Source organism: Candidatus Acidianus copahuensis, from assembly GCF_000632495.1.
GTDB classification, from domain to species: domain Archaea; phylum Thermoproteota; class Thermoprotei_A; order Sulfolobales; family Sulfolobaceae; genus Acidianus; species Acidianus copahuensis.
Genome location: NZ_JFZT01000052.1, coordinates 1 through 21,691, shown reverse-complemented (window position 1 = coordinate 21,691; position 21,691 = coordinate 1). Strand labels below are relative to the sequence as shown.

The 21,691-nt window shown below is 34.0% G+C and carries 24 protein-coding genes; 12 read left to right on the top strand and 12 right to left on the bottom strand.

What is annotated here, in order from left to right:
- Positions 1 to 405: 405 nt before the first annotated feature.
- A complete protein-coding gene (locus tag CM19_RS10100) occupies positions 406 to 771 on the bottom strand; it encodes a putative metallopeptidase (protein ID WP_048100325.1) in 366 nt (121 codons plus the stop codon).
- A gap of 160 nt (positions 772 to 931) precedes the next feature.
- Here CM19_RS10100 and CM19_RS10095 point away from each other — a divergent pair, with 160 nt between their 5' ends.
- Positions 932 to 1,567 (top strand): protein-L-isoaspartate O-methyltransferase family protein, encoded by a 636-nt coding sequence (locus CM19_RS10095; RefSeq protein WP_048100324.1) that lies wholly within the window; start codon positions 932 to 934, stop codon positions 1,565 to 1,567.
- 69 nt (positions 1,568 to 1,636) lie between these two features.
- On the opposite strand, the gene CM19_RS10090 is transcribed toward CM19_RS10095, so the two are convergent.
- Together CM19_RS10090 and CM19_RS10085 are read right to left on the bottom strand one after the other, a co-directional pair.
- Complete coding sequence (locus tag CM19_RS10090) at positions 1,637 to 1,999, bottom strand: hypothetical protein (protein ID WP_048100323.1); 363 nt, start codon at positions 1,997 to 1,999, stop codon at positions 1,637 to 1,639.
- An 86-nt stretch (positions 2,000 to 2,085) separates the two neighbouring features.
- The gene (locus tag CM19_RS10085) at positions 2,086 to 3,480 is read right to left on the bottom strand and encodes a SelD-related putative sulfur metabolism protein (RefSeq protein ID WP_048100322.1); all 1,395 of its coding nucleotides are present in this window, start codon (positions 3,478 to 3,480) and stop codon (positions 2,086 to 2,088) included.
- A gap of 198 nt (positions 3,481 to 3,678) precedes the next feature.
- On the opposite strand from CM19_RS10085, the gene CM19_RS10080 reads away from it, so the two are divergent.
- From CM19_RS10080 to CM19_RS10065, 4 genes are read left to right on the top strand one after another with little or no spacing between them, the layout of a single operon-like run.
- Positions 3,679 to 3,912 carry a sulfurtransferase TusA family protein gene (locus tag CM19_RS10080; RefSeq protein ID WP_048100321.1) on the top strand — a complete coding sequence of 78 codons (234 nt, stop codon included), beginning with the start codon at positions 3,679 to 3,681 and terminating at the stop codon, positions 3,910 to 3,912.
- Complete coding sequence (locus tag CM19_RS10075) at positions 3,909 to 5,066, top strand: NAD(P)/FAD-dependent oxidoreductase (RefSeq protein WP_048100320.1); 1,158 nt, start codon at positions 3,909 to 3,911, stop codon at positions 5,064 to 5,066. The genes CM19_RS10080 and CM19_RS10075 overlap by 4 nt, the downstream gene beginning before the upstream one ends.
- Positions 5,063 to 5,437, top strand: coding sequence for a DsrE family protein (locus tag CM19_RS10070; protein ID WP_048100319.1), 375 nt, complete (start codon positions 5,063 to 5,065; stop codon positions 5,435 to 5,437). Before CM19_RS10075 ends, CM19_RS10070 begins: the two co-directional genes overlap by 4 nt.
- Before the next feature lie 4 nt (positions 5,438 to 5,441).
- Entirely contained in the window at positions 5,442 to 6,338 is an 897-nt protein-coding gene (locus CM19_RS10065; RefSeq protein WP_048100339.1) for a helical membrane plugin domain-containing protein, read from the top strand.
- Between the two features lie 40 nt (positions 6,339 to 6,378).
- Here CM19_RS10065 and sul7d read toward each other — a convergent pair whose 3' ends face one another.
- Positions 6,379 to 6,564: a Sul7d family chromatin protein gene (gene sul7d / locus CM19_RS10060; protein WP_048100318.1), complete on the bottom strand. Its 186-nt coding sequence runs from the start codon at positions 6,562 to 6,564 to the stop codon at positions 6,379 to 6,381.
- A 217-nt stretch (positions 6,565 to 6,781) separates the two neighbouring features.
- Here sul7d and CM19_RS12950 point away from each other — a divergent pair, with 217 nt between their 5' ends.
- Positions 6,782 to 7,312 carry a hypothetical protein gene (locus CM19_RS12950; RefSeq protein WP_048100317.1) on the top strand — a complete coding sequence of 177 codons (531 nt, stop codon included), beginning with the start codon at positions 6,782 to 6,784 and terminating at the stop codon, positions 7,310 to 7,312.
- Here CM19_RS12950 and CM19_RS10050 read toward each other — a convergent pair.
- Positions 7,288 to 8,325 carry a glycosyltransferase family 4 protein gene (locus tag CM19_RS10050; protein ID WP_048100316.1) on the bottom strand — a complete coding sequence of 346 codons (1,038 nt, stop codon included), beginning with the start codon at positions 8,323 to 8,325 and terminating at the stop codon, positions 7,288 to 7,290. The two genes, CM19_RS12950 and CM19_RS10050, sit on opposite strands and share 25 nt — an antisense overlap.
- Before the next feature lie 51 nt (positions 8,326 to 8,376).
- Between CM19_RS10050 and CM19_RS10045 the strand changes: the two genes are divergently transcribed.
- Complete coding sequence (locus CM19_RS10045; protein WP_048100315.1) at positions 8,377 to 9,000, top strand: aspartate racemase/maleate isomerase family protein; 624 nt, start codon at positions 8,377 to 8,379, stop codon at positions 8,998 to 9,000.
- Positions 9,001 to 9,353: 353 nt separating this feature from the next.
- On the opposite strand, the gene CM19_RS12805 is transcribed toward CM19_RS10045, so the two are convergent.
- Positions 9,354 to 9,758 carry a hypothetical protein gene (locus tag CM19_RS12805; protein WP_150111423.1) on the bottom strand — a complete coding sequence of 135 codons (405 nt, stop codon included), beginning with the start codon at positions 9,756 to 9,758 and terminating at the stop codon, positions 9,354 to 9,356.
- A 71-nt stretch (positions 9,759 to 9,829) separates the two neighbouring features.
- Here CM19_RS12805 and CM19_RS10035 point away from each other — a divergent pair, with 71 nt between their 5' ends.
- A complete protein-coding gene (locus tag CM19_RS10035; protein WP_052349522.1) occupies positions 9,830 to 11,512 on the top strand; it encodes a hypothetical protein in 1,683 nt (560 codons plus the stop codon).
- On the opposite strand, the gene CM19_RS10030 is transcribed toward CM19_RS10035, so the two are convergent.
- Both CM19_RS10030 and CM19_RS10025 read right to left on the bottom strand, forming a co-directional pair.
- Positions 11,490 to 12,815, bottom strand: coding sequence for a DUF711 family protein (locus CM19_RS10030; RefSeq protein WP_048100314.1), 1,326 nt, complete (start codon positions 12,813 to 12,815; stop codon positions 11,490 to 11,492). The genes CM19_RS10035 and CM19_RS10030 overlap by 23 nt on opposite strands.
- Positions 12,816 to 13,088: an ACT domain-containing protein gene (locus CM19_RS10025; RefSeq protein ID WP_048100313.1), complete on the bottom strand. Its 273-nt coding sequence runs from the start codon at positions 13,086 to 13,088 to the stop codon at positions 12,816 to 12,818.
- A gap of 51 nt (positions 13,089 to 13,139) precedes the next feature.
- Here CM19_RS10025 and CM19_RS10020 point away from each other — a divergent pair, with 51 nt between their 5' ends.
- Entirely contained in the window at positions 13,140 to 14,600 is a 1,461-nt protein-coding gene (locus CM19_RS10020; RefSeq protein WP_048100312.1) for a carboxypeptidase M32, read from the top strand.
- A gap of 18 nt (positions 14,601 to 14,618) precedes the next feature.
- Here the strand turns inward: CM19_RS10020 and CM19_RS10015 are convergent, their stop codons facing one another.
- From CM19_RS10015 to CM19_RS10005, 3 genes are all read right to left on the bottom strand, one after another.
- Positions 14,619 to 15,017, bottom strand: coding sequence for a hypothetical protein (locus CM19_RS10015; protein ID WP_048100311.1), 399 nt, complete (start codon positions 15,015 to 15,017; stop codon positions 14,619 to 14,621).
- A gap of 303 nt (positions 15,018 to 15,320) precedes the next feature.
- A complete protein-coding gene (locus CM19_RS10010; protein ID WP_048100310.1) occupies positions 15,321 to 15,707 on the bottom strand; it encodes a rhodanese-like domain-containing protein in 387 nt (128 codons plus the stop codon).
- A 431-nt stretch (positions 15,708 to 16,138) separates the two neighbouring features.
- A complete protein-coding gene (locus CM19_RS10005) occupies positions 16,139 to 17,545 on the bottom strand; it encodes a 4Fe-4S binding protein (RefSeq protein ID WP_081801265.1) in 1,407 nt (468 codons plus the stop codon).
- Positions 17,546 to 17,686: 141 nt separating this feature from the next.
- Between CM19_RS10005 and CM19_RS10000 the strand changes: the two genes are divergently transcribed.
- The 3 genes from CM19_RS10000 to CM19_RS09990 are packed head-to-tail and all read left to right on the top strand — an operon-like array spanning position 17,687 to position 21,191.
- Positions 17,687 to 18,742, top strand: a complete 1,056-nt coding sequence (locus tag CM19_RS10000; protein ID WP_048100309.1) for a hypothetical protein — start codon at positions 17,687 to 17,689, stop codon at positions 18,740 to 18,742.
- Positions 18,743 to 18,753: 11 nt separating this feature from the next.
- Positions 18,754 to 19,590: a DUF929 family protein gene (locus CM19_RS09995; RefSeq protein ID WP_052349521.1), complete on the top strand. Its 837-nt coding sequence runs from the start codon at positions 18,754 to 18,756 to the stop codon at positions 19,588 to 19,590.
- A 32-nt stretch (positions 19,591 to 19,622) separates the two neighbouring features.
- Positions 19,623 to 21,191: an APC family permease gene (locus CM19_RS09990; RefSeq protein ID WP_048100308.1), complete on the top strand. Its 1,569-nt coding sequence runs from the start codon at positions 19,623 to 19,625 to the stop codon at positions 21,189 to 21,191.
- Here the strand turns inward: CM19_RS09990 and CM19_RS09985 are convergent.
- Entirely contained in the window at positions 21,183 to 21,497 is a 315-nt protein-coding gene (locus CM19_RS09985) for a hypothetical protein (protein WP_048100307.1), read from the bottom strand. The genes CM19_RS09990 and CM19_RS09985 overlap by 9 nt on opposite strands.
- Positions 21,498 to 21,691 lie beyond the last annotated feature (194 nt).

Below are 21,691 nucleotides of genomic sequence, written 5' to 3'. Positions count from 1 at the left end.
ACATAGCGATAGAGAGAACTAGTCTAAAGAATAATCAAGAAGATCATTAGAAGTTCAAATGATTCATTCGTATAAGCTTTCTTCTTAGCTTCTTCATCTCTTTCTGTACTTAATCTCTATTGTTGGCGGGTCTATCAATACCTCTTTCAGCCTTGTAATAATCATTGCGAAAACATTCGAATCATGTTCATATATGATTATATTAACTGACGTTTACGCCTGATAGAACAGACGCATTAATTTATTCCTCTCTAAAGATGATGAAACTCTTGATACATTTTCCATAGATTTCTCTTATCTCAAATCTAAGAATAGTTGTTATGAACTATACATTAATTAAAATTATAGAGAGATAAAATTTACAGGATTTTAATATAATGTCATATATTATACTTTTTCCATATATTAGCAAATCTGTTTCCTTATTTTCCTTGACATGACGTTAACCATTCTAAAGCCTTTATAATTATGTCCCCTTAAACCCTTCATAGTTCTTGGAATATGCATTAATTCGTGAATGACAACATATATTTTTTCATCACAGGTCAGGTTATCGAATTTTTCTGAAATAACTTCAATTATATAAGTTTTCTTTTCTCCATAAACAAATCTCCACTGCGCAGGTAATACAAGAGTTCTGGCAATAACATTTGACTTAGAATTTTGGCTTCTCATAAAAAAAATTTTATCGATATCATGTATAAGTTTTAAAGTGTCGTTTATCTTTTTTGCCATTTCCTCTACGTCCTTAGCCTCTTCTAACTTTAGCATAAAAGGAATATGCAGTGAAAATAATAAGTTTAAAACTTAATCTTATTTCAAGAAATAAATTAACAAGAGTATATTTGATTCTCTATCTACGAAATAAAAAAAGAAGACCCAATTTGTTAGCGCACTTAAAAGTTTTTACATTAAAAGGAAATTTTATATTATGAAAAGTTTAGATGAACTACTAAAAACTCTTAAAACTAAGGAATTAGCCGATGCTATTCTTAAGGTCAATAGAGCTGATTTTCTTCCAGATAGCATGAAGCAATTAGCTACTGAAGAAAAATACCTAGAGTCTCCTATTCCTATAACTAAACAAATAGCAACAACTGCTCTTTCTTTAGGAGTATTTATGCTTGATTCGCTAGATCTTAAAAGAGGAGATAAGGTACTAGAAATAGGAACTGGAAGTGGATATTATACCGCCTTAATAGCAGAAGTTACTGGAGATGAAAATGTAGTATCAATAGAATATAATGAAGATATGTTTGAATATGCAAAAATGAGATTATCAAAATATCCAAAAATAAAGTTAATCAAAGGTGATGGAACTCTTGGCTATCCGTATGAATCTCCATATGATAAAGTAATCGTTTGGGCAGCATGTCCTACCATACTTTGTATGCCATTTAGTCAGATGAAGGAAGACGGATTAATGGTTATTCCAGTAGGTTGTGGTAAGGTCCAATCACTTCTCCTTGTGAGAAAAAATAATAACTTGCCAGAAATTAGGAAGTTATCTAACGTTATATTCATTAAGATAGGAGGGGTTTTCGGTTTTTACGATCAAGAAAATTAGGATATAATTCCTCCTATAAAATAAACTAAATCCTTTGTGACGTTCTCACTCCTCTGAAGTGCATCGGGGTTAGGTTACGAGAAGTGATGAGACTACCTCGCTACACCAATTTACGTCCTTCAAGGGCATAAGAGGTGGAACTGTCCGGGAGCAGGGCTTCAAGTTAAGGAAATAATCGTGGGTATAGTTATGAAGTTTCATATTCTCATCTTCCTTCATGAAGCGAAGCTTAATAGAAGAGACTGAAAAGATAGGGCGAATAGCGCCATTTAATTTAAGCTTATTCTTTATAGCATTCTCTTTGATCTCATTGATAACTTCAACACCTTTTTCATCAATAAGAAAATAGTTGTGTACTTCTCTGCCTATAAGCATGAGAGCATAAATTTCTGTATCTGTTAGAAATATCTTTACCTTGGTTGAGATAAGCATTATTATTTTACTATATACTATGAGCTAAAGAATTTTGTATAAATTCATCTCCCCGCTGAAAAAGTGGGTATTCTTGACGCTTTTTCCTAAATAACCTTAAAGTATTGCAACACATTCTTTCTATGAATTAGCTTTGTTATATTGTTCCTAACTATCACAGTTCCACTTCCTCGTCCTTTTACTTTACCTATTATCTCGGGGGAGCATCCAGCTCTGGAAAGTTCCTGTGCTATATCATCTAAAACCTTTTTGTGGGCAAAAATAACCGTTGCACCATTCGTTCCTGCAGTTGAATTAGGTATAATAAAATTCTCTGTAGCAAACTCATTTATTTTCTCATTAAATACCGGAATTTTATCTAATTGTACATCTACTCTTGCCTTCTCTGCAAATTCCTTTACTACAAATATACCTGGTCCTGTTACGTCTGTAGTCATTGCTACGTGGGATTCTCTATCAAAGTTACCTCCAAATCTAGGTAGATGTTCATATATAACTTTAGCCACATCGAAATTCGGCTTTCTCATGACTTCCAGGACTTGTCTTTTTGTTTCTTCTACATCCTTTAGAGTTATACCTTGGCTTTCTAAGATGCCTATTAGTTCGGGCTCAGCTAATAACCACATGAATACATTTATTGGAGTCAATTCTCCAACAGGTCTAGTAACAAGTATCTCAAATCCTTCTTCTACATTATTATAAAAGGTAGGTAACTCATGATCTGATTTGCCTACTATTGTAGCTCCTAAGAGGAGACTTTTTGTACTAGGCTGGATATCATTAACTTCCTTTATTCCATATTTTTTAGCAAAGGAAGTGAAGTTTAGGATTATCTGCTTTTTCAATTCTTCATCTGGTGCGTCTGCTACGGGAATCATCTTTAGTTCTTGAAAAGCACCCTTCGTGAATAGGTCATTTAGAGAGTTAGATACTGCAACGTCTACTTGAAGCTGAGAACCTGGATCATCCAAAGGATCTACTATTTGAATTGTATCGTTGTTTGCAAGTGTATATGAATTTTCTTTTTCATCATCTAACCTTATGGAATCTATTACTGCTACCTCAGCTGTTGGAATATTAGTTACAATGGAATGTCCCTTTCCAATAGTTAACCTTCTTTTTGTCTTTACTGAGATATATGTTTTAAGAAGAAATTCTGCAAACTTATCCGGATTTCCAGCAGTTTCCTGATTAACCTGAATTAAGCTTACAGCTCTGTCTGCATCGAATTCTCCGCCGTTTATAAGTCTCTTTATAGTCATATTCTTCCTAGTTACGAAAATATCAGTGTCTTCCCTAGGAAGAACTTCAATATTATGTTCAAGTAGACCATTTTTAATCTTTTCAAGAGCGGGATAAACAGTGTCAATTAAATCAACCTTAACAGCACATCCGGTAGCTAAGGAAAGAGGGTTTAATCCCATTTTCTTGTATTTAGTTAAGTTATCTTTGAATCTTTCTAGAAGATCAGACATCTCTATACTAAATTATTATTAGCGAAATTTAAGACTATTCTTCTAATCTTTTTTAAAGGATAAATTATAAAATACTATATGAAAAAAATATCAATATATAACTTCCTATTTAGGGTAATTTAATCTTTTTTATTAAATTTTTAAAAAACTTGATATTTAAACAAAGATTTATAATATACAACTTATACTATATAAACGAGAGAAATGTCTTCAATGAAAATATCCTCTAAACTCGATCTAACGGGTTATTCTTGTGCAGGTCCAATTGGAGAACTAAGTGGTGTATTAGATACCATGAAAGATGGAGAAGCTGTAGAGGCGATATTAGCAGATGAATCGACAAAAAAGGATGTTTTAGCATGGGCTCAAAAGAAGGGGTATAAAGTTATCGAGGAGAAAAAGGACGGAAATAAGTTCATTGTGGTGATAGGAAAATGAAAAGAATAGTCGTTGCTGGTGGAGGAATAGCTGGGACTATAGTTGCTAATAGACTCGTGAGAAACTTATCAGAAGAGGTAAATAAGGGAGAAGTTGAGATAGTTGTTCTAAATAAGGCTAATGAACATATATATCAACCAGGACAAGCCTTATTACCTTTTGGTGTAACTGAAACAGATGAACTAATAAAGAAAGAAAGGGAAGTCCTAGATCCTAGAGTAAAGCTTTTACACGATCAAAAAGGGGATATAACTAAATTCGACCCGGCTAATCACGAAATAAGGACAGCAGATGGACTTTCACATAGATATGACTACCTTATCATAGCAACTGGTTCACACTTACACTGGGAGGATATTCCAGGATATAAAGATGCTGTGTATTCTCCATGGGATATGGAGAGTGCGCAAAAACTTAGAGAAGCCCTAGATCAATTTTCTGGAGGTACAGTAGTCATAAATGTTTCGAGACTCCCTCATAAATGTCCAGTTGCACCAATGGAAGTTACTCTAATGCTAGATGATTACCTTAAAAGGAGAGGGTTAAGAGAGAAGACAGAAATAGTTTACACTTATCCAGTACCAGGAATATTCGGGATAAAGACAACTAATGATGTGATGATTAAAATATTCCAAGATAGAGGAATTAAGGTAATATCTCCATTTACAGTTACTAAGATAGATCCTAAGGAGAGGATAATGGAATCTCAAGAAGGAGAAAAAGTAAAATTTGATTTAGCAATTGGAGTTCCAGTTCATTACGGTGCAAAAGTTCTAGCCGACTCAGGTCTCCCAATAGAAGGAAGAAACTGGGTAAAGACTGATAAGATGACTTTAAGAATGGAAGGTCATTCTGATGTTTACGTAATTGGAGATACGACAAATCTACCTATTTCTAAAGCAGGTTCAACCGCTGACTTTGAATCGTATGTAATAACAGGTAATATAGCTGGAGAGATAAGGGGAAATAAAGGAAGGAAATTTTACGATGGCTCTGTATTCTGTTATATTGCTACTGGTCTTGATTCTGGAACATACATAAGGTTTAACTACAACTATCCACCGGTTCCTCCTCCACCATCTTATGTCCATTGGTGGGGAAAATTAATGTATAATAAGCTTTACTGGACTGTCACAGCAAAGGCGATCGTATGAAAGTAGGTATAATACTGGGAAGTAATGAAGCAAGTAAAGTTACTTATGCAGGAATCCATAGCTTGATTGAAACGTCTTTAGACAATGAAGTAGTATTATTTGCCACTATGGATGGAATAAAGGCTTTTCTTAAGCAACCAGATCTAAAAAGAGAAGAAAGTTCTTCAAAGCTGATAGTTGAAAAGGAGGATCCATTCCAATACATTAGAAAGGCAAAGAATTCTGGAAAAGCAAAAATTGTTGTATGTTCATATGCTACAAAGCTGTTTAATCTTAACAAAGATGATTACTCTGATGTAGTTGATGATATAGAAGGAGTTACGTCTTTTGAACTTGAGATAGGAGATGGAAAAATTATTACTATTTGGTGAGAAAATGGAAGCGAATGTTGAAAAATTAGTGTCAAAGTTAGATGACAAAAAATTAGAGGAGCTAAGTGAATTCCTAGACCAGATACCAGTAATCAATGATACTCTGAAGAGGGTGAAGGATCTAAGAGACAGTGGGGCTCTTGATTCTCTCATTAATTTATCCTATATAGCAAAGGTTCTAAAGGATATGCTTAACGATGAAGCAATCCAAAATCTAGGGGACATGCTTTCCTCATTCGCCTCCCTAATGACGTCATTTAAGGGCAAAGATGCACAAGTCGATGAATTGATGAATCTGTTACCAGTAGCGACTGAACTCATGCAAAAAGTTAAACAGCTGAAAGACAGTGGAACTTTGGACGTTCTAGTAAACTTTTCATACTCGCTAAAGAGCCTAAGAGATGCGTTAAACGATGAAGCAATGGAGAACCTTGCAAATCAAATTGGACACTTACTAGAACTTACAAGCACTCTTGATACGCAAAGAGTAGAGGGGCTAAAAAATATACTAGGACAAAGCAAAGAGTTAAGTGAAATATTATCAAGATTAATTGAACTAAAGAATAGCGGAACTTTAGACGTTTTAGTTAATCTGGCATACGGATTAAAGAGCCTAAGAGATGCGTTAAACGATGAAGCTATTACTAACTTAGGCACTACATTATCACTATTATTTGACTTCCTTCCTAAGGGATTAGAATTTCTTGAACGTGCTATGGATCCGGTTTTTGCAAATATGATCAATGTATTAACAAGCGACGAGGCCAAGAAAATTATTTCTAATCCACCCAATATTACTATAGGAGGATTAATAAAATCAATGAGCGATCAAGATGTACAAAGAGGTCTAGGAATACTAATAAGCATGGCGAAAGTGCTTGGAAAAAATTATAAAATTTAATTAAAAAAATAAATATTTTTATATAATTTAATTATTATCTTTATTTCCCTAGTTTCTCTACTAGCTCTTTGGGGGCGTCCTTCTCACTAACTGCTCCTCTTCCAGTCTTTCCATTATCGTCGTACGTGAAGGACACCATTTTTCCTACTTTCCAAACCTTCTTTACCTTTGATATATCTACTTCTTTTTCCTCTCCTTTATACTTGAACTTTACTTTAGTTGCCATGTAAGATATCTTTGCGATACTCCCTTAAAAACCTTTCGCCGTTATACGGAATTTTATCATAAGGGTATCTTATGTTTTTCCCTAAAAGTAACTTATACTTTATAAAGAGAAAAACGTAAAAGCAAAATATTTTTCAATTATAAAGATATAAATATTCAGTTTTTTTCTGGCACAACTATATGAAAAATTTTAATTCTTGAAGGCTATAGTATAAAGAGTGAGATCTTTAAAGTACACAATTCCACTAGCTCTTGGAATATGGTGGATTCCAATAGCATCTGGAATTATTGATGGATTTATAGCTTCCTTCACAGAGAAAAAGATTACTAATTCTATAATCTCAGCTGCTTTATCGTCCTCCATAGCTTCGGCAGTGTACATTTTTATAGCGATTAAAATTCTTGTAGTACCCTTTTTAGGAAATCTTTTACCATTTTTTGCAATCCTCTTTTCTGCTGTAGATATAGGAATAAGTCTTGCTACTGCATACTTCCTATCCTCTAGGATGATAAGGACAACAATAGTTGGCAATTCGGAGGTAATGGAATTTTACGTTAATAGTCAGGATGAAATAGAGGAAAAATTAAGGCCGTTCGATAATGGATGCCAACAACCAGTTTACAGTTTTTCCGGAGAAAATAAGGTTATAGTAACTAGAAAGTGTAACGGATATCAAATGAAATATGAAATTATGAAGGAAGGTAAAAAGTACAAAGTAGTCCTTTATTTAACTGCGGATACTATGTAATCGAAGTACTGTTTAGATGTCTTATTCCAGTCATATTGTAGAGAGGATATATAACTTGAGTTAGAGAGTTCTTTCATAATATTTTCATCCTCAGAAATATAATCTATTATTTTGGCAGCCATCTCAAAGTCCTTGTAATTAACTAAGAAGCCGTTTTTCTCAGGCTTGATCACTTCTGGAATTGATCCAGTGTTATAGCCTAAAGCGGGCGTCCCACATGCATTAGCCTCAACAATTGTCATTCCCCACCCTTCTATAAACGATGTTGAGAGGATCATCCAAGAAGATTGTAATAGCTTAACCTTCTCCTTTTCACTAATTCTTCCTAAATACTTTATCCCTTCTTTATTTGCTAATATTTTAAATTCCTCTGAAAGTTCTCCCGTTCCAGCAACGACAAATTTTACTTTTGATTTTGTTTTCCGTTTTATTTCTATAATATCTAATGGATTTTTGTACTTCATCATTCTTCCTATCCAGAAGATCATTGGTACATCTGATTTAACGCCTGGATAGAATTTCTCGTGATCTATACCATTATAGATCACTTGAATTTTCTCTGATTCTATTCCAAGTTTAATCAAATCTTGCTTAGTTGTATTAGATACTGAAATTAAATGCTTGTAACTCTTTAACCTCTTTTCTGCAGTCTTAACTAATTCAGCCAAAATTGGATTCAGCTCATATTTTACGACTTGTTGATGTACATGATGAACTAAAGCTATAGCGTTCTTGTTAACCAAATACGAGAAGAAAGGCACTGCATGAGCTACGCTATCAACTACTACCTCAGCTTTCTTTGCATATAGAGGAGAATATAGATGAAGAGAAACTTTCCCACCTTTTCTGATAAATTTGATATTATCTAATTGCTCATACGAGGGCTTACCTTTAACTTTCTCAGAAAGCCAGTATGTATTTATTGGAAATCTCTTCAAGATCTCATAAAGAACCTGCTCTGCTCCTCCAGCTTTAGGATGATAGATGTCCCTATGATTTATGAAAAGCCACATCAATAAAGATTGATCGGGAAATTAAAAAGGAATCTAAGTTATTTTTATCCCATGATATCATTAATAGTTTCAGAGGAAAACCCAAATCTTCCCAAGGATATTAAACTTGTATTAAATGATGTAGCCACATTCAATATGAAATTCTATCCTGGCCATGGACTAAGAAATGATGAAAAAAGAAGGATGTATATGGAACTCTCGACAATTAAGAGAGAGGTGGAAAAAGGAGACGCAATAATATATGCGAGATCCTATGGGGTCTTTGATAAGAAAGGAATAGATGAACTTAAGAGGTTTTTCTCTAAACCGGTGATAATTTCTACAGAGGCAATAATTAAAAGATTAAGAAACCTTAATGCAAAAGAACTATACGTTATAACCCCATATAATCAAAGAAGGCACGACTACGAAATAAAGTGGTTATATAATAATGGTTTTAGGGTAGTCGGGTCAATAGCTTTAGGGAGAACTGGAGGCCCTGCTATAGCTTCTACACCAAGCGAACTAGTTATAAATGCGGTTCGAATAGCCCAAGAATCTAAGGCGAATGCCATATACGTTGCCTGTACCATTCTATCTACTATTCCTTTTATCGATAAGCTCTCTGGAAGGCTTCCCGTTATTACTGCTGCTTCTGCTTTGATTGACGAAACCAAAGAGATTATTAATCTCTGACATTATATTCAGAAAATCTCTAGCCCATAAAGAAAATACCGCCTCTTTTCTTATTTCTACAAACCCATAGGGATGAAGAATTCTAGATATATTGGAGTAAATGTTCATCAGATTCTTTGTACTTTTTCCTGAAAGATCCTCTGCGAGTCCAATGAGTGCGCTAGCCTTTGGCATAGCAAGCGTAAAGTAATCAGCATTTCTGTTACAAAATTTACATTTGATCTTAATACTTTTCCTTAATTTTTGTTGTATATCCTCTATTGGAATTGAATATTTTATAAACTTAATATGTTTCTTACAAACTGGGATACCCATAAGATATACGGTAGTACTATCTAGCCTAATTTTTCTACCTATAACTTTTTTATTCTTCCTAAACCCTCCCCTGCAGATCTAATTATATATCCATTGTCTACAAGTATATGCCATTCTCTTTGTTTTAATGCCCTTAGATAATAGTCAGTCGTAGATCTAACAAGCAGTTCCAACGTAGATCTTTCAATAATAAATCTATTACTCTCTTCAGCAGATCTAAGGAATCCAGCTAACGCGTTGGTATATCCGCTCATCATAGCCGATTTAATGTCGTCCTTAAACACGAAATTATCAAATAGTTTTTCTTGATTTTGCATTATTTCTCTTATATATCTCCTGAACCCAGGATAGGATTTTGGAGCTTCATGTATTATATCTAAAGTGCCTTCTTTTCTTTCAAGAAAATTTGAAATCTTTATACATTTTTCGCTTCTGCATTTCATTTGAATCACTATAAGATTATTCACTTGTTATTGCCATAACTTATATTTCCCTCGACTTTCTCCATTTTTTCGTGGATTGGAAAAAAGCAGGAGCTATTAACTTATCTCAGGTTTCGCTTGCTGTGGCAATGCTAATCTTTGCTTCGCCAGACTATATTAATCCAGGATTAGACCTAGCTATGGTTATTTCTATTTTTATTCCTGGACTTTTATTATTAATTAGAATAAATGAAAATATAGCTAAAAAGATTGTCTTAGTGGAATTCCTTTTAATAGGTTTAGAATATCTAATATTATTCCAGTCCCCATTAGTTATTGTTATACTATATTATATTATATTAGGAATTGGATATGTATTTAGACGTGCTCCAGAAGCCACAGTAGTAGCATTTTTCTTATTAACTTTTTCAGTATTTCGTATTAACTTTTTTGGAACGGACGAAATCATGATAGACTACTATTCAGCATATTTATTCCTCCATGGACTAAATCCTTATATTCCTTACAATACCGCAAATGTATACCAGTTCTATCATGTTAGTTCACTCATATATGGAACTCCTATTACTACTGGCGGAGTAGTCACAAACCTTAATTATCCTAGTTTGTCATTTCTTCTTTTAATACCTGTGGTTATACTACATATCTCGCCGAATTTTGTTCCATTATCCTTCTACTTTGCTACCATTATTTTATTATATTTTATTTTAATGAAACATAATGAAAAGAGTATTCTTCCCGCTTTAATAGCTCCGCTATTAATAAACATTAATTACTTCTACTATCCAACAGGGGGAGTACCAGACGTTATTTGGGTCTTCTTCCTCCTGCTTTCCCTCTCCTCTAATAATGATACATTAAGGGGAATAGCATATGGACTTTCTGCCTCAGTAAAGCAATTCCCCCTTGCTCTACTACCTTTTTATATTATTTATCTTTATAAGGAAAGGAAAAACTATAAGAAATTTTCACTATATTCAGCCTTAACTTTTCTTTTCTTAAATGGCTACTTTATCATACTTTCTCCATTTTATTACTTTAGAGACATATTATATCCAGTAACAGCTTCTCTTATAGGTATAGGATTCGGACCATCAGTATTTTCATTTGGAGGGATATTTTACGTTTATAAACAATTCTTTCTAGTTGCTATGATTTTAGTTTTTATTTCTGAGATTTATGTTTTTATGACAAAGTATAGAGACTTTAAATTGGATTGGGTAGTTTTTCCATATTTCGTGTTCCTTTTTGAGTATAGAGTACTTTGGAATTATCTCATGTACTGGTCATTTTTGCCATACTCTTTTCAAGGAAAGAGCAGAAGTAGAAAATTTCTAAAATCTGAGCTAAAGACAGCAGCCATAAGTAGCCTTATTTTAATATCTCTTACTCTATTTTATCATTTTAATTTTTCCTTCTACACACATTCAGTTCATGTTGAGGTTTTAAAAATGCAAGAAGTTGAAGGGAGAGTATACTCAATACTATTAAACGTAAGCTATGATCCTTATGTTTCTACTCTTCCATCTAGGATTTTCCCGCAATTTAGAATATTGCCTAATTCGCCAATGATAACGGCTAATGGATATCTATGGAAATCTAACGCAACATGGCTTTCTAAAAATTCATGGGAAATAGTTAACATATCTAGTCCTATCTCATCTTTTGAACCTCATTTATGTCGATTCGCTATAGAAACATACTACGGTAATTTGCAGAGCTTTTGTTATATCAACCCATATCAATTCTCTTAATTGAATTTGGTATAAAACCGGTAAAATCTGCAATTTTCGTATCAGCATCCTTTAATTTCATGATTACAACTTTCCCAAGAAGTCCTCCAAGTTCTACTGTACTACCTGGAGGAGAGTCCACTGGAATAATCCTTACTCCCAAAATTTTATCTATAGTTATGCCTAAAGTTAGAACATCTAAAACTAAGCCTATCGCTTTTTCTTCTCCCTGACTTTTACTTAATCCTACCATATCTACACCGCTATTACATACAGAGGAAAGAGCGATTAACGTAAATAAGTCAACATAGCCCTCTTCAGCTCTTTGAGCCATTATTGAGTCCTCACTCACAGGTATAAACGCGCTACTCAAGCCTCCGATAGAGGAAGTGGCCATTGCTCCTCCTTTCTTTACAGCATCCATAAGTATAGCTAGAGCTGCTAAGCTACCGTGAGACCCCATCTTAACCCCCATTGCTTCTATTATTGCTGCTACACTATCCCCTTGCTTCGGAGAAGGTGCTAAAGACAGATCTACAACACCAAAATTCACTCCCATTTGCTCAGCTACTTTCTTACCTATTAGCTCTCCTAACCTTGTTATTTTAAAGGCAGAGGCTTTTATTATCTCATGTATTTCTCTAAAAGTCCTGGGAGAATTTCTCCTTAGGGCAGACTCTATTACTCCAGGACCACTAACAGCGACGTTTATCATTAAATTAGGCATTCCCTCCCCATGATGAGCTGACGGAACAAAAGGAGAGTCAGGTGGTGCATTAGCCATTATGGATACTCTAGAAGATGATGTCGGATTCATTGAAAACACTTGCCTAACAAACTCCTTAACGGCATCCGCATTTACTCCTGACATTGTAGACGCTGCATTTATCATTCCTGTTATCCTCTTTGTGCTTCCTATCGCTTCAGAAAGACTTTCAATCAGTCTTTTAGATCCACGTCCAATTCCTCTTTCTGCGAATGCCGAGTATCCACTTACATAATCTATTCCACTATTCTCTGCTAACTCATCTAGGACCTTGGCTATTTCAACTCCATTATTTACTGTCTCAAGGAATATCTGAACTGGAGAAACTGCTATCCTTTTTGTAACAATTCTTACACCTAAGCGTTCTGAAACTTTATCTACTGCCTCAGCAAAAGATGTAAAGGTTTTATCTAAGTCCTTAAGTTTATTAATAACTTTTCTCTCATCGTCTGAAAGAGCATAAAGAGTGTTTATGCTTAGCGTAACTGATCTTATGTCAAGATCCTCTTCATTTAGCATCCTAACAACTTCTTGTATTTCCTCTGCAGAAAACCTCATTTATACCCTCTCCATGTACTTAAATACCTCGCCATGATATGTAAGAACCTCTACTCCTAATTCCTTTCCCTTTATTTGAAGTTCTTCCCTAAGCTTTCCTATTGGTTTCTCGCTTCCAGAGATATCTACCACCATTATCATCGCAAACATCCCCCTTAACACGGTTTGGCTTATGTCAATTATATTAACGTTATTCTCAGCAAGTTTACTCGAAATTCCGGCAACGATACCTGGCTTGTCAGCCCCTACTACAACAATAACTGCACTTTCCATTTATATGGAGTTTAATGAAGAGGTTTTAATCCATTTCTGTAAAATTCATGCATGGAGAGTATTCTTTCTTCCTATAGAAGGTATTGGGCATTAGATCATAGCTCAGCCCTTCTTAATTGGGACTCTGAAACGTACCTTCCAGAAGATGGTTTTAAGTATAGGGGGGAAGCCCTCGCTCAGATAGATAGCTTGCAAAGGGAAGAGATCCTTAGATTAGCACCTCTAGTCGAGAAAGTTAAGGAAGAGGATCTAGATGATAAGAATAGAGGAATACTAAGAGTGCTTAAAAGATTGATAAAGTACTATACCGCTATCCCAACAGAAATTTCAGAAAAGCTAATTAGACTGACCACAGAAGCGTTTAACATATGGCGGAAGGCAAAAGCAAAGTCAGATTTTTCCCTTTTTTCTCCATATTTAAATGAAATAGTAGAAATAGAAAAAATTATTGCAGAAAAATTAGGCTATAGAGGAGATCCTTATAACGCATTATTGGACCTTTATGAGGAAGGAGCAACAGTAGATGATATAGATAATGTATTTAATCAATTAATACCAAGTTCAAAGAGAATTTTGGAGAATGTTTTATCAGAAGGTTATTATCCTAAGGAGCATCCTCTTGAAAAAGTCAAATACGACATAAATCAGATGAAGAAAGTTAACGAGGATATAATAGACCTTCTTGGAATGCCTAAATCCAGGTTCAGAATGGATATATCTCCCCATCCTTTTACAATAAGAATTTCAATAAATGATGTAAGGATAACTACCAGGTATGAGGGAATTGATTTTAAATCAACAATTTTTTCCGTTATTCATGAGTCTGGTCATGCAACATACGAATTAATGATAGACCCTAACCTAGAGTTTACTCCTCTAGCTTCTGGTGCTTCCTCAGGTATTCATGAATCACAATCTAGGTTTTGGGAAAATATGATAGGAAGAAGTAGGGATTTTGTAAAAATACTATTTCCTATATTAACAGAGAACCTAGATTTCGTTAGGGAATATAACGAGGAAGAGATATATAAGTACTTTAACGTTGTGAGACCTAGTAGTATAAGAGTCGATGCAGATGAGTTAACTTACAATTTTCATATAGCTTTAAGATATAATATAGAAAAAGGGTTAATAAATGGTTCCATTGACGTTAAAGATCTTCCGTCCATATGGGAGGAGAAAATGATGAGTTACTTAGGTCTAGATATAAAGAACGATTCTGAAGGAGTATTACAAGACATGCATTGGTCTAATGGTTCCTTTGGATATTTTCCAACGTACACTCTTGGAAATGTAGTTGCAGGGATAACTTACTCCAAATTACCTAATCTCCATGAAAGTATAATGGAGAGAAAATTTGACAATATAAGAGATCTATTAGCGGAGAGATTGTATAAGTATGGCAGAACATACCCACCTAAAGTTCTTCTAGAGAGATCTTTTAATGAAACATATAATCCAGAATATCTCATCAAATACCTAGAGAACAAATACCTTAACTTTAGTAATTAGGAATTTTTAAAAGAAAAATTAGGAAGTGGTATTTGATATTATATCATCTAACTTTTGTAGTAGATTATTCTCAACATGTGAAGTCCATAACATTTCTGGGACGTCTACAACTAGAAATAACTCTGAAAGAAGAATGGTTTCAACTGCAGTTACTGCTAAGTTTTGTATCCATTTTCCCACTCCAGTTGTGACCTTTAAACCATTCGCCGTCTTTTCAAATGTAAATGTTAACGCTCTATCAGCAGCGAAAATATCTCTTAAAATCCCAGCTTTTTGTGCTTGAATTATAGCTTTATCTCCATAAGTTTTATTCTGAATTTTCCAACCATCTGATTGTAGATAGTCTGAGAATTTTTGTACTACCGAATTTAGATCAAATGACCCAGTGTATGTTTTTTCCTTTTTAAATACTCCCATATACTACATTAAATACTTTGAGTTATAAAATTTTCTGGATAGAGCTTACTTTTACCTAATTATTTTGATATTTTTATCAAAAATCAATTTAGTAAAAATGTACAACTTTATAATTTAGTTTATATACAGATATAGTACAATAGATAAGTTTTTAAACTTATATAAACATTATTATTTATGCAAACTTACCTTACTATAAGAAAAACTAGTTTCTGTCCTACAAATTATGGTATTTTTGAGTGTAGCTTAGAGGGTAAAGAAGAAAAGTGTAAGTTAATAGCCTGCACACTACCTCGTGCTTCTTCAATATTTGAACCATCTTCTCCAGATCTTTCCATTTTCATCCATACCTGAAATTACCTCATAACCTGAATTAATCCATAGATTTATTCCTCCTATAACATTATAGACTTTTTCAAAGAGATAATGTCTGCTAAGCGCAAGCCTAATAGTTCTATTCCCATGCTCACATATAATAATAGCTGAAGCTTTGCCAAACATTTTAGGGAATAATTCTTCAAAGAATTCCATCGGTAATAATAATGAACCCGGGATGTGATATTTCTCATATTCCCACTCTTCCCTTATATCTAATATAGTAATATCTTTCATTAGGGATCTGACTTGTGAAGGAAGTATATTGATAACATTTCTTGGAAATTCGTAATCAATTTTAAATGATGAACCCATAAAGGATTTTAATTTTTTGATATTTAAATTCTTCTCAAAAATCAGATTTAAAAATTTTTTTTAATGATTATTAAATTTCTCATTAAAATGGAATCAAAGTATAATAATTTAATCTTAAACTAAATTAATACAATTCGCCTAGAAATTCTTAATAAATTCCACGAACGTTCTAGATTTTTATATATTCTATTAAAAATATCTTATTTTATTCTAAAAATATTATACATTAATAATATTTAATCTAAATTATTTGGTAAATTTTCTTTCTAAATGCTTAAGAGTACGGATTTATCTGGATTCCTATTATCATTAAGGCTGCAAGGCTCAAAATCCATATATGGGGTTAAGGAATTGTTCCAAAATTACAACTATGTTGTTAAGGAATGAATCCTTAGGTTAAATTAGAAGTTTCGGCAAAATATCAATCTATCTCACTTTTTCTTCATATTCCTTATTACATTTCTAATATCGAAAACCGATATATTATCGTAAGGACATGCCTCTATACAATCTCCGACTCCTATACATTTAAATGCCTTAAACTCTCCTTTCTTTATAAAAGAAGATCTCATGTCTGTTATGCCGACTGGACATGCTTTTGCGCAATCAACTGTCTTACAGGTTAAACATTTTGCCCTATCCTTAACTACAAGCTTAAATGGGCCTAAATAACCGAAGAATTGATTATAAGTTCCCCAAGGACATATACCGTGATTTACACATGCGTAATTCCCAAAATATGGAGAACCTAAAAATTGAAGATACCATATAAAATTAAAGTAAAATGTTGCAAAAAATACAGTGGGATCATTGCCAAAGAAGGTAATATTTGTTATATGAATTGAATTTAAGAATGAAATTAAAGCAAACGCAAGAAGAACTGCCCACGTTAAACTTCCTATAACCTTAAACCAAGGACTTAATTTGGACGTTAGAGTTTTCCTCCCTAGTTTCGCCTTCCTATTATATATTTTCATATCATTTACTCCTGTTCCTTGAAGCATATACGGGGCAGTACATGTTACAGAGCAAATTTGTCTGCTACCGAACATAAATGATAATATTGCTGTTACGACATACGTCCCTATAAGTCCAAGGAATAATGAAGGGGCTACTGGACCGAAAGTACCAATACCGTTAAACCAACTATAGGGTATGTTTGGAAAATAGGAAGATGCTGGAGAGAATGAAGGAAGATAAATACTATAAACCCAATAGGCTATGAACATTAATAGGAGCCTGAACTTGTTTCCTCTATTTCTAGTATGTAATATTTTATCAATCACAAGAACTGAAAGCCAGGAACCAAAGATTATCATAAACCAGCTTGAACCAATTACCGTTACTAAGTAGGAAAGAATATCAAATGCATAGTTTCCTGCAACATATCCAAGGGATAATTGGGTTATCGGATTTACTTCATAAAAAGTTATGGGTATGGACAAGAGGAAGCTTACAAGAAAAGGAAAGAGAAGGGAGAAAAATGATAAATGATTATTCATATTAAATTTAAATCTAGGAACCAGAAAAACTATAGATAATATAGCCAACAACGGATATGTAACTAAAGAAATTGCGATAAATACCAAGGATATGGAATAGTTAAAGAAGGATAGATCTTTCTGTTTATAATATCTTAATGAATAAAATCCTTCCAGAAAGCTAGCTAGTAAAGCCATTATTAAAATAAATGAGAAGGTATTTCGATAAAGAAGTACACTAGTAAGAAAAGGTATAGAATATATAACATAATTTCTATAATATCCTTGCTTTCTCCTCAATGTTATTATTATAATATCTATTATAATACATAGCAATACGAGTAAAAACGAATACATTTGGCTTATCTTAAAAAATTAGGCTAAAGATTATAGTTAAAAATCCTTTAACGACTAACAGGAAAACTACCTGATATTGTATTAGAAGATCTCTAACTAATTGATTTATACTATTTTCCTCATTCCTATTTCGGAAGCAAAATGAGTGAGAAGAAGCGCAAAAAGTCCAATCTAGGTGTATCTAATACTATATTCGTTGGGATTGTAGTAGTCCTGATAATTATAGCTGCTGTGGGATTTGCACTTTACGGAACAAAGCCTAGTGTAGTAGCAACTACTACTAAATCTATTACGATAACCTCATCTATTCCAGTAACTTCAACGCAAACTAAGACTTCTACAGTTACAAGTACTGCAACTACGACAGTTACAAGTACCGTTGTTCAGCCAGTTATGTATAATCTATCTGCAGGTTTCTATAATGGCGAGGTTATAACTTTCAACTACACTATGAACTTCGAGTGTACCACACCTTCTTCAAATATATTTCCTAATCAAAGCGTCGAACAAGCAGTTGATGGATGCGAGGTAGGGGTAAATTCAACAGCATATCCAGCTGGGGCAGCACCTGTTTATGTAATAGTTCCAGCTTTTGCCGGACTTTCAATATTCGGTAATCATGGGCCACTAAACTTAGGCGCGACTCCTCAAGGTTTACCAGTATTCTCATATAATAATTCAAACTATACTATTATTACTCAGTGCGGAGCCGATCTAACGCCTGCAGCTTGTCCAGATCATATGCCACTGATATATTCACCTGCATTTACTGCAGTTGAGCAACATATAGGTATAAAGAACGGTGTATTAGGTCTACCTGAAGGTGTTCTACCAACTCCAGCACATGAACACATAGTGACATTCACTACCAACACAAGTATACCTTGGTATATTGTTGTTGTTCTCGTATTCAATCCAAATATTTACCCCAACGGATTAACTGGACAATGCCAACAAATAGTTCCATCTAACCAATCTGATCCTACTGGCCTGTGCTTGAATAGTTATGCTAATTTACAAAAAGCTCTATCTACATATGATAGTGCAGTGGGAATTGCGAATGCAAAGAATCCAATATGGCAGACTCTAGCTCCTGGTGTTGATATAGATGCTGTAATGGTCCCATCTAATATGGTACTATTCTTTAGTGATCCCGCGATATATCCATATCCTGACGCATACTATGTGTATTCTTAAGGTGAAACTAAATGATTAAAAGATATAAAAAGGTATTATTATCTTTTTTAATTGTAGTAGTTGTAATTGTTTCTTCCTTTATAATATTAACTTATTCCTCCAATAATTCTCTTATTGGTATAGATGTATCTAACTCAATTAATATAAGATTCTCTTCAATCTCGTCTGAAGGGTATAACTACTTTAATCAGTCTTACATTAAGGCAGTTCACTACATAGGCAATAATACAGCTTTCTATGAAGGAAAACCGGTCATTATATTTATAGGTGCGGAATGGTGTCCATACTGTAATGCGGAATCTTGGGCTTTATTAATAGCTTTAGAAAGATTCGGAAATATAACAGGACTTCAGTATATGGAATCTAGCTCAAGTGATATATTTCCAAATACGCATGGTTTCTCATTTACCAACGTCAATTACTCGAGTAAATATATCTCGTTCCTTGAATATGAATATCAAGATAGAAATTACCAACCCCTACAGCCAGTTCCACAGAACATATATAAGCTTTGGATGAATTTAACCCACGGTTCCATTCCATTTATTTATATTGCAGGACATTTCTACCAAGCTGGATCTAATATATATCCAGGCATTCTAGCTGGAAAGAACTGGACCTACATTATTTCACAAATCTCAAACAAAAGTAGCCCAATAGCAAAGGCCATCTACACTTCAGCTAACATTTTAACAGCTATGATATGTCAAGCAGACGGAAATCATCCTTCATACGTTTGTGATCAAGAGTTAATACAACATATTGAACAAGATCTTCTTCAATTGCCTCTACAACCACTTCTATACTTATCATCTAATGAAGATTTTTGGGTTACCCAAAAAGCTTAATAATTACTAAAACTCGTATTTTATTGGTCAATATGCCGAATGTTCCAAGATTAAAAAGAGGGGTTGTTGGTACTGTTGAAGCTATTGCACAAGAAATAGCTGCTATGGCACCAGCTTGTGATACAGTGGCTTTCATAACCTCAGCAGCTGCTTTTGCTTTTGTATTAACACCTTTAGCTTTCCTATTAGCTATGGTAACAATGTTTATAGAGGTAAACACTCTATATCATTTATCGAAACACCACGCTAGTGCAGGAGGATATTATGGTTATGTTGCTACATCATTTGGTCCTGGTCCTGCAATTGTGACCGGAATGATGTATCCTGTCTATCAAATAGCCAGTACTGCAGCCATCCCTCTCTATGTTGCAGGAATTGTGCTCCCTGGAGTACTAAATTACTTTTGGGGCATACAGCTCCCAGGATGGATTTGGATACCATTTATCTTAACATTCGTGGTTGTCCCCATAATACTAGCAATGATTGGAATAAGACCACAGATGAAATATTTAAGATATGCTGCGCTTACAGAAGTAGGATTCTTAGCGATAACATCGGCAATAATTATTATTAAGGCTCCAGATAATTCTCTCCAAATATTTAACCCGTTTGCGTGGAATTCGGTTTATGGAAGCCTATTTAATAAGATAGGAGGACCAATAGCTGGATTAGGATTAGGAATGATTTTTGGCCTAACAAGTTTCATCGGATATGGTGGATCTGCTCCTCTAGGTGAAGAGGTTAAGCGAAGTAAAGATATAACTAAGGCATTAATGTTAGGAGTAACAATAGTTGGCGTAGTTTTAACTGAGGTATCTTATGCACTAACAGTTGGATGGGGAACAAATAACATGTTAAGTTTCTCATTATCTGCTATTCCAGGAATAATAGTTTATGCTAGGTACTTAACTATAGCGGGCGGTCTTCTATTAGCTCTCTTTGCATTTAATTCAGCTTTTTCCGATAGTGTAGCAATGCAATCCAATGCAGGCAGAGTTTACTTTGCAATGGGAAGAGAAGGGTTACTACCAAAGTTTTTTGCTGAGATTAATGAAAAGTGGATAACTCCAGCTAAGTCGCTAGCCTTTATAGGCGTAATGTCTAGCATATTAGCAATACTTTCAGGGTTTGTAATAGGTTATTTCTCTGGGTTATCTCCTTTACAAATGGTCACTTTACCAGCAACTTCTCCTAGTGTTATTAATGCATTAGAAAACTCGTTTGACTTCTTAACAACTATAGCACTAGTTGGATTCATTGTAGCACATTTTATTAATAATAGTGCAGTAATGGTATTTTTCCATAGAAATAAAAGTAGTGAGAAAAATAGACATGATATAATACATTTGGTAATTCATTACTTCCTACATTATTTCCTACCAGCATTAGCAACTGTAATATTTGCCTTTGTCTTATATGAATCTATAATTCCTCCGGTGTTCCCAGTAACGCAGGCTGTACTGTTTGGCTCAGCTATTTTAATATTCTCAGTAATTTATACTATATGGATTAAAATTAAAAAACAAGAAATTTATGCGAATATCGGAAAAAGCGTCAATGTCGTAGAGGAAGAAAGGAAAGAAAGACTTCAATCACGATAACAAAGGTAATATGGTATTTTTTCCCTTAGAAGGGTAGATCCATATCCCTCCGTTTAAGTTGCTTTCTATCTTTTTTGGACATATTGTAATTCTTATATTTTTAATTTTTATTTTTAATTTTAAATTGCTATTTTCTTCATTAAACTCAATTATGCCCCTTGTCAATTTTCCCAGGTATATTCTCTCCTTTCTATCGGTATTATGTACAACTACTTTAAATTCATTTTTTCTTAAAAAAATAATGGCTTCCTCATCTTCATAAGGAGGAAATAGACTGGCTATATAACATAATGTCTTCTCATCCATAATCCTTTAATTATTTTTTGATATGAGGGACTATACTAAAAGTCTGACCTCCTCCCCGCTCTAAAGGGCGAGGGTTCCCCTCAGAGCGGTTCATAGGTTTTGATCCATACGTTTCATCCTCATAGAATCATATCTAGCTACCAGCCCCCGATCCTCTCGTCCACGTATAGACCAGTGGGGTGGTCTTACCCCAG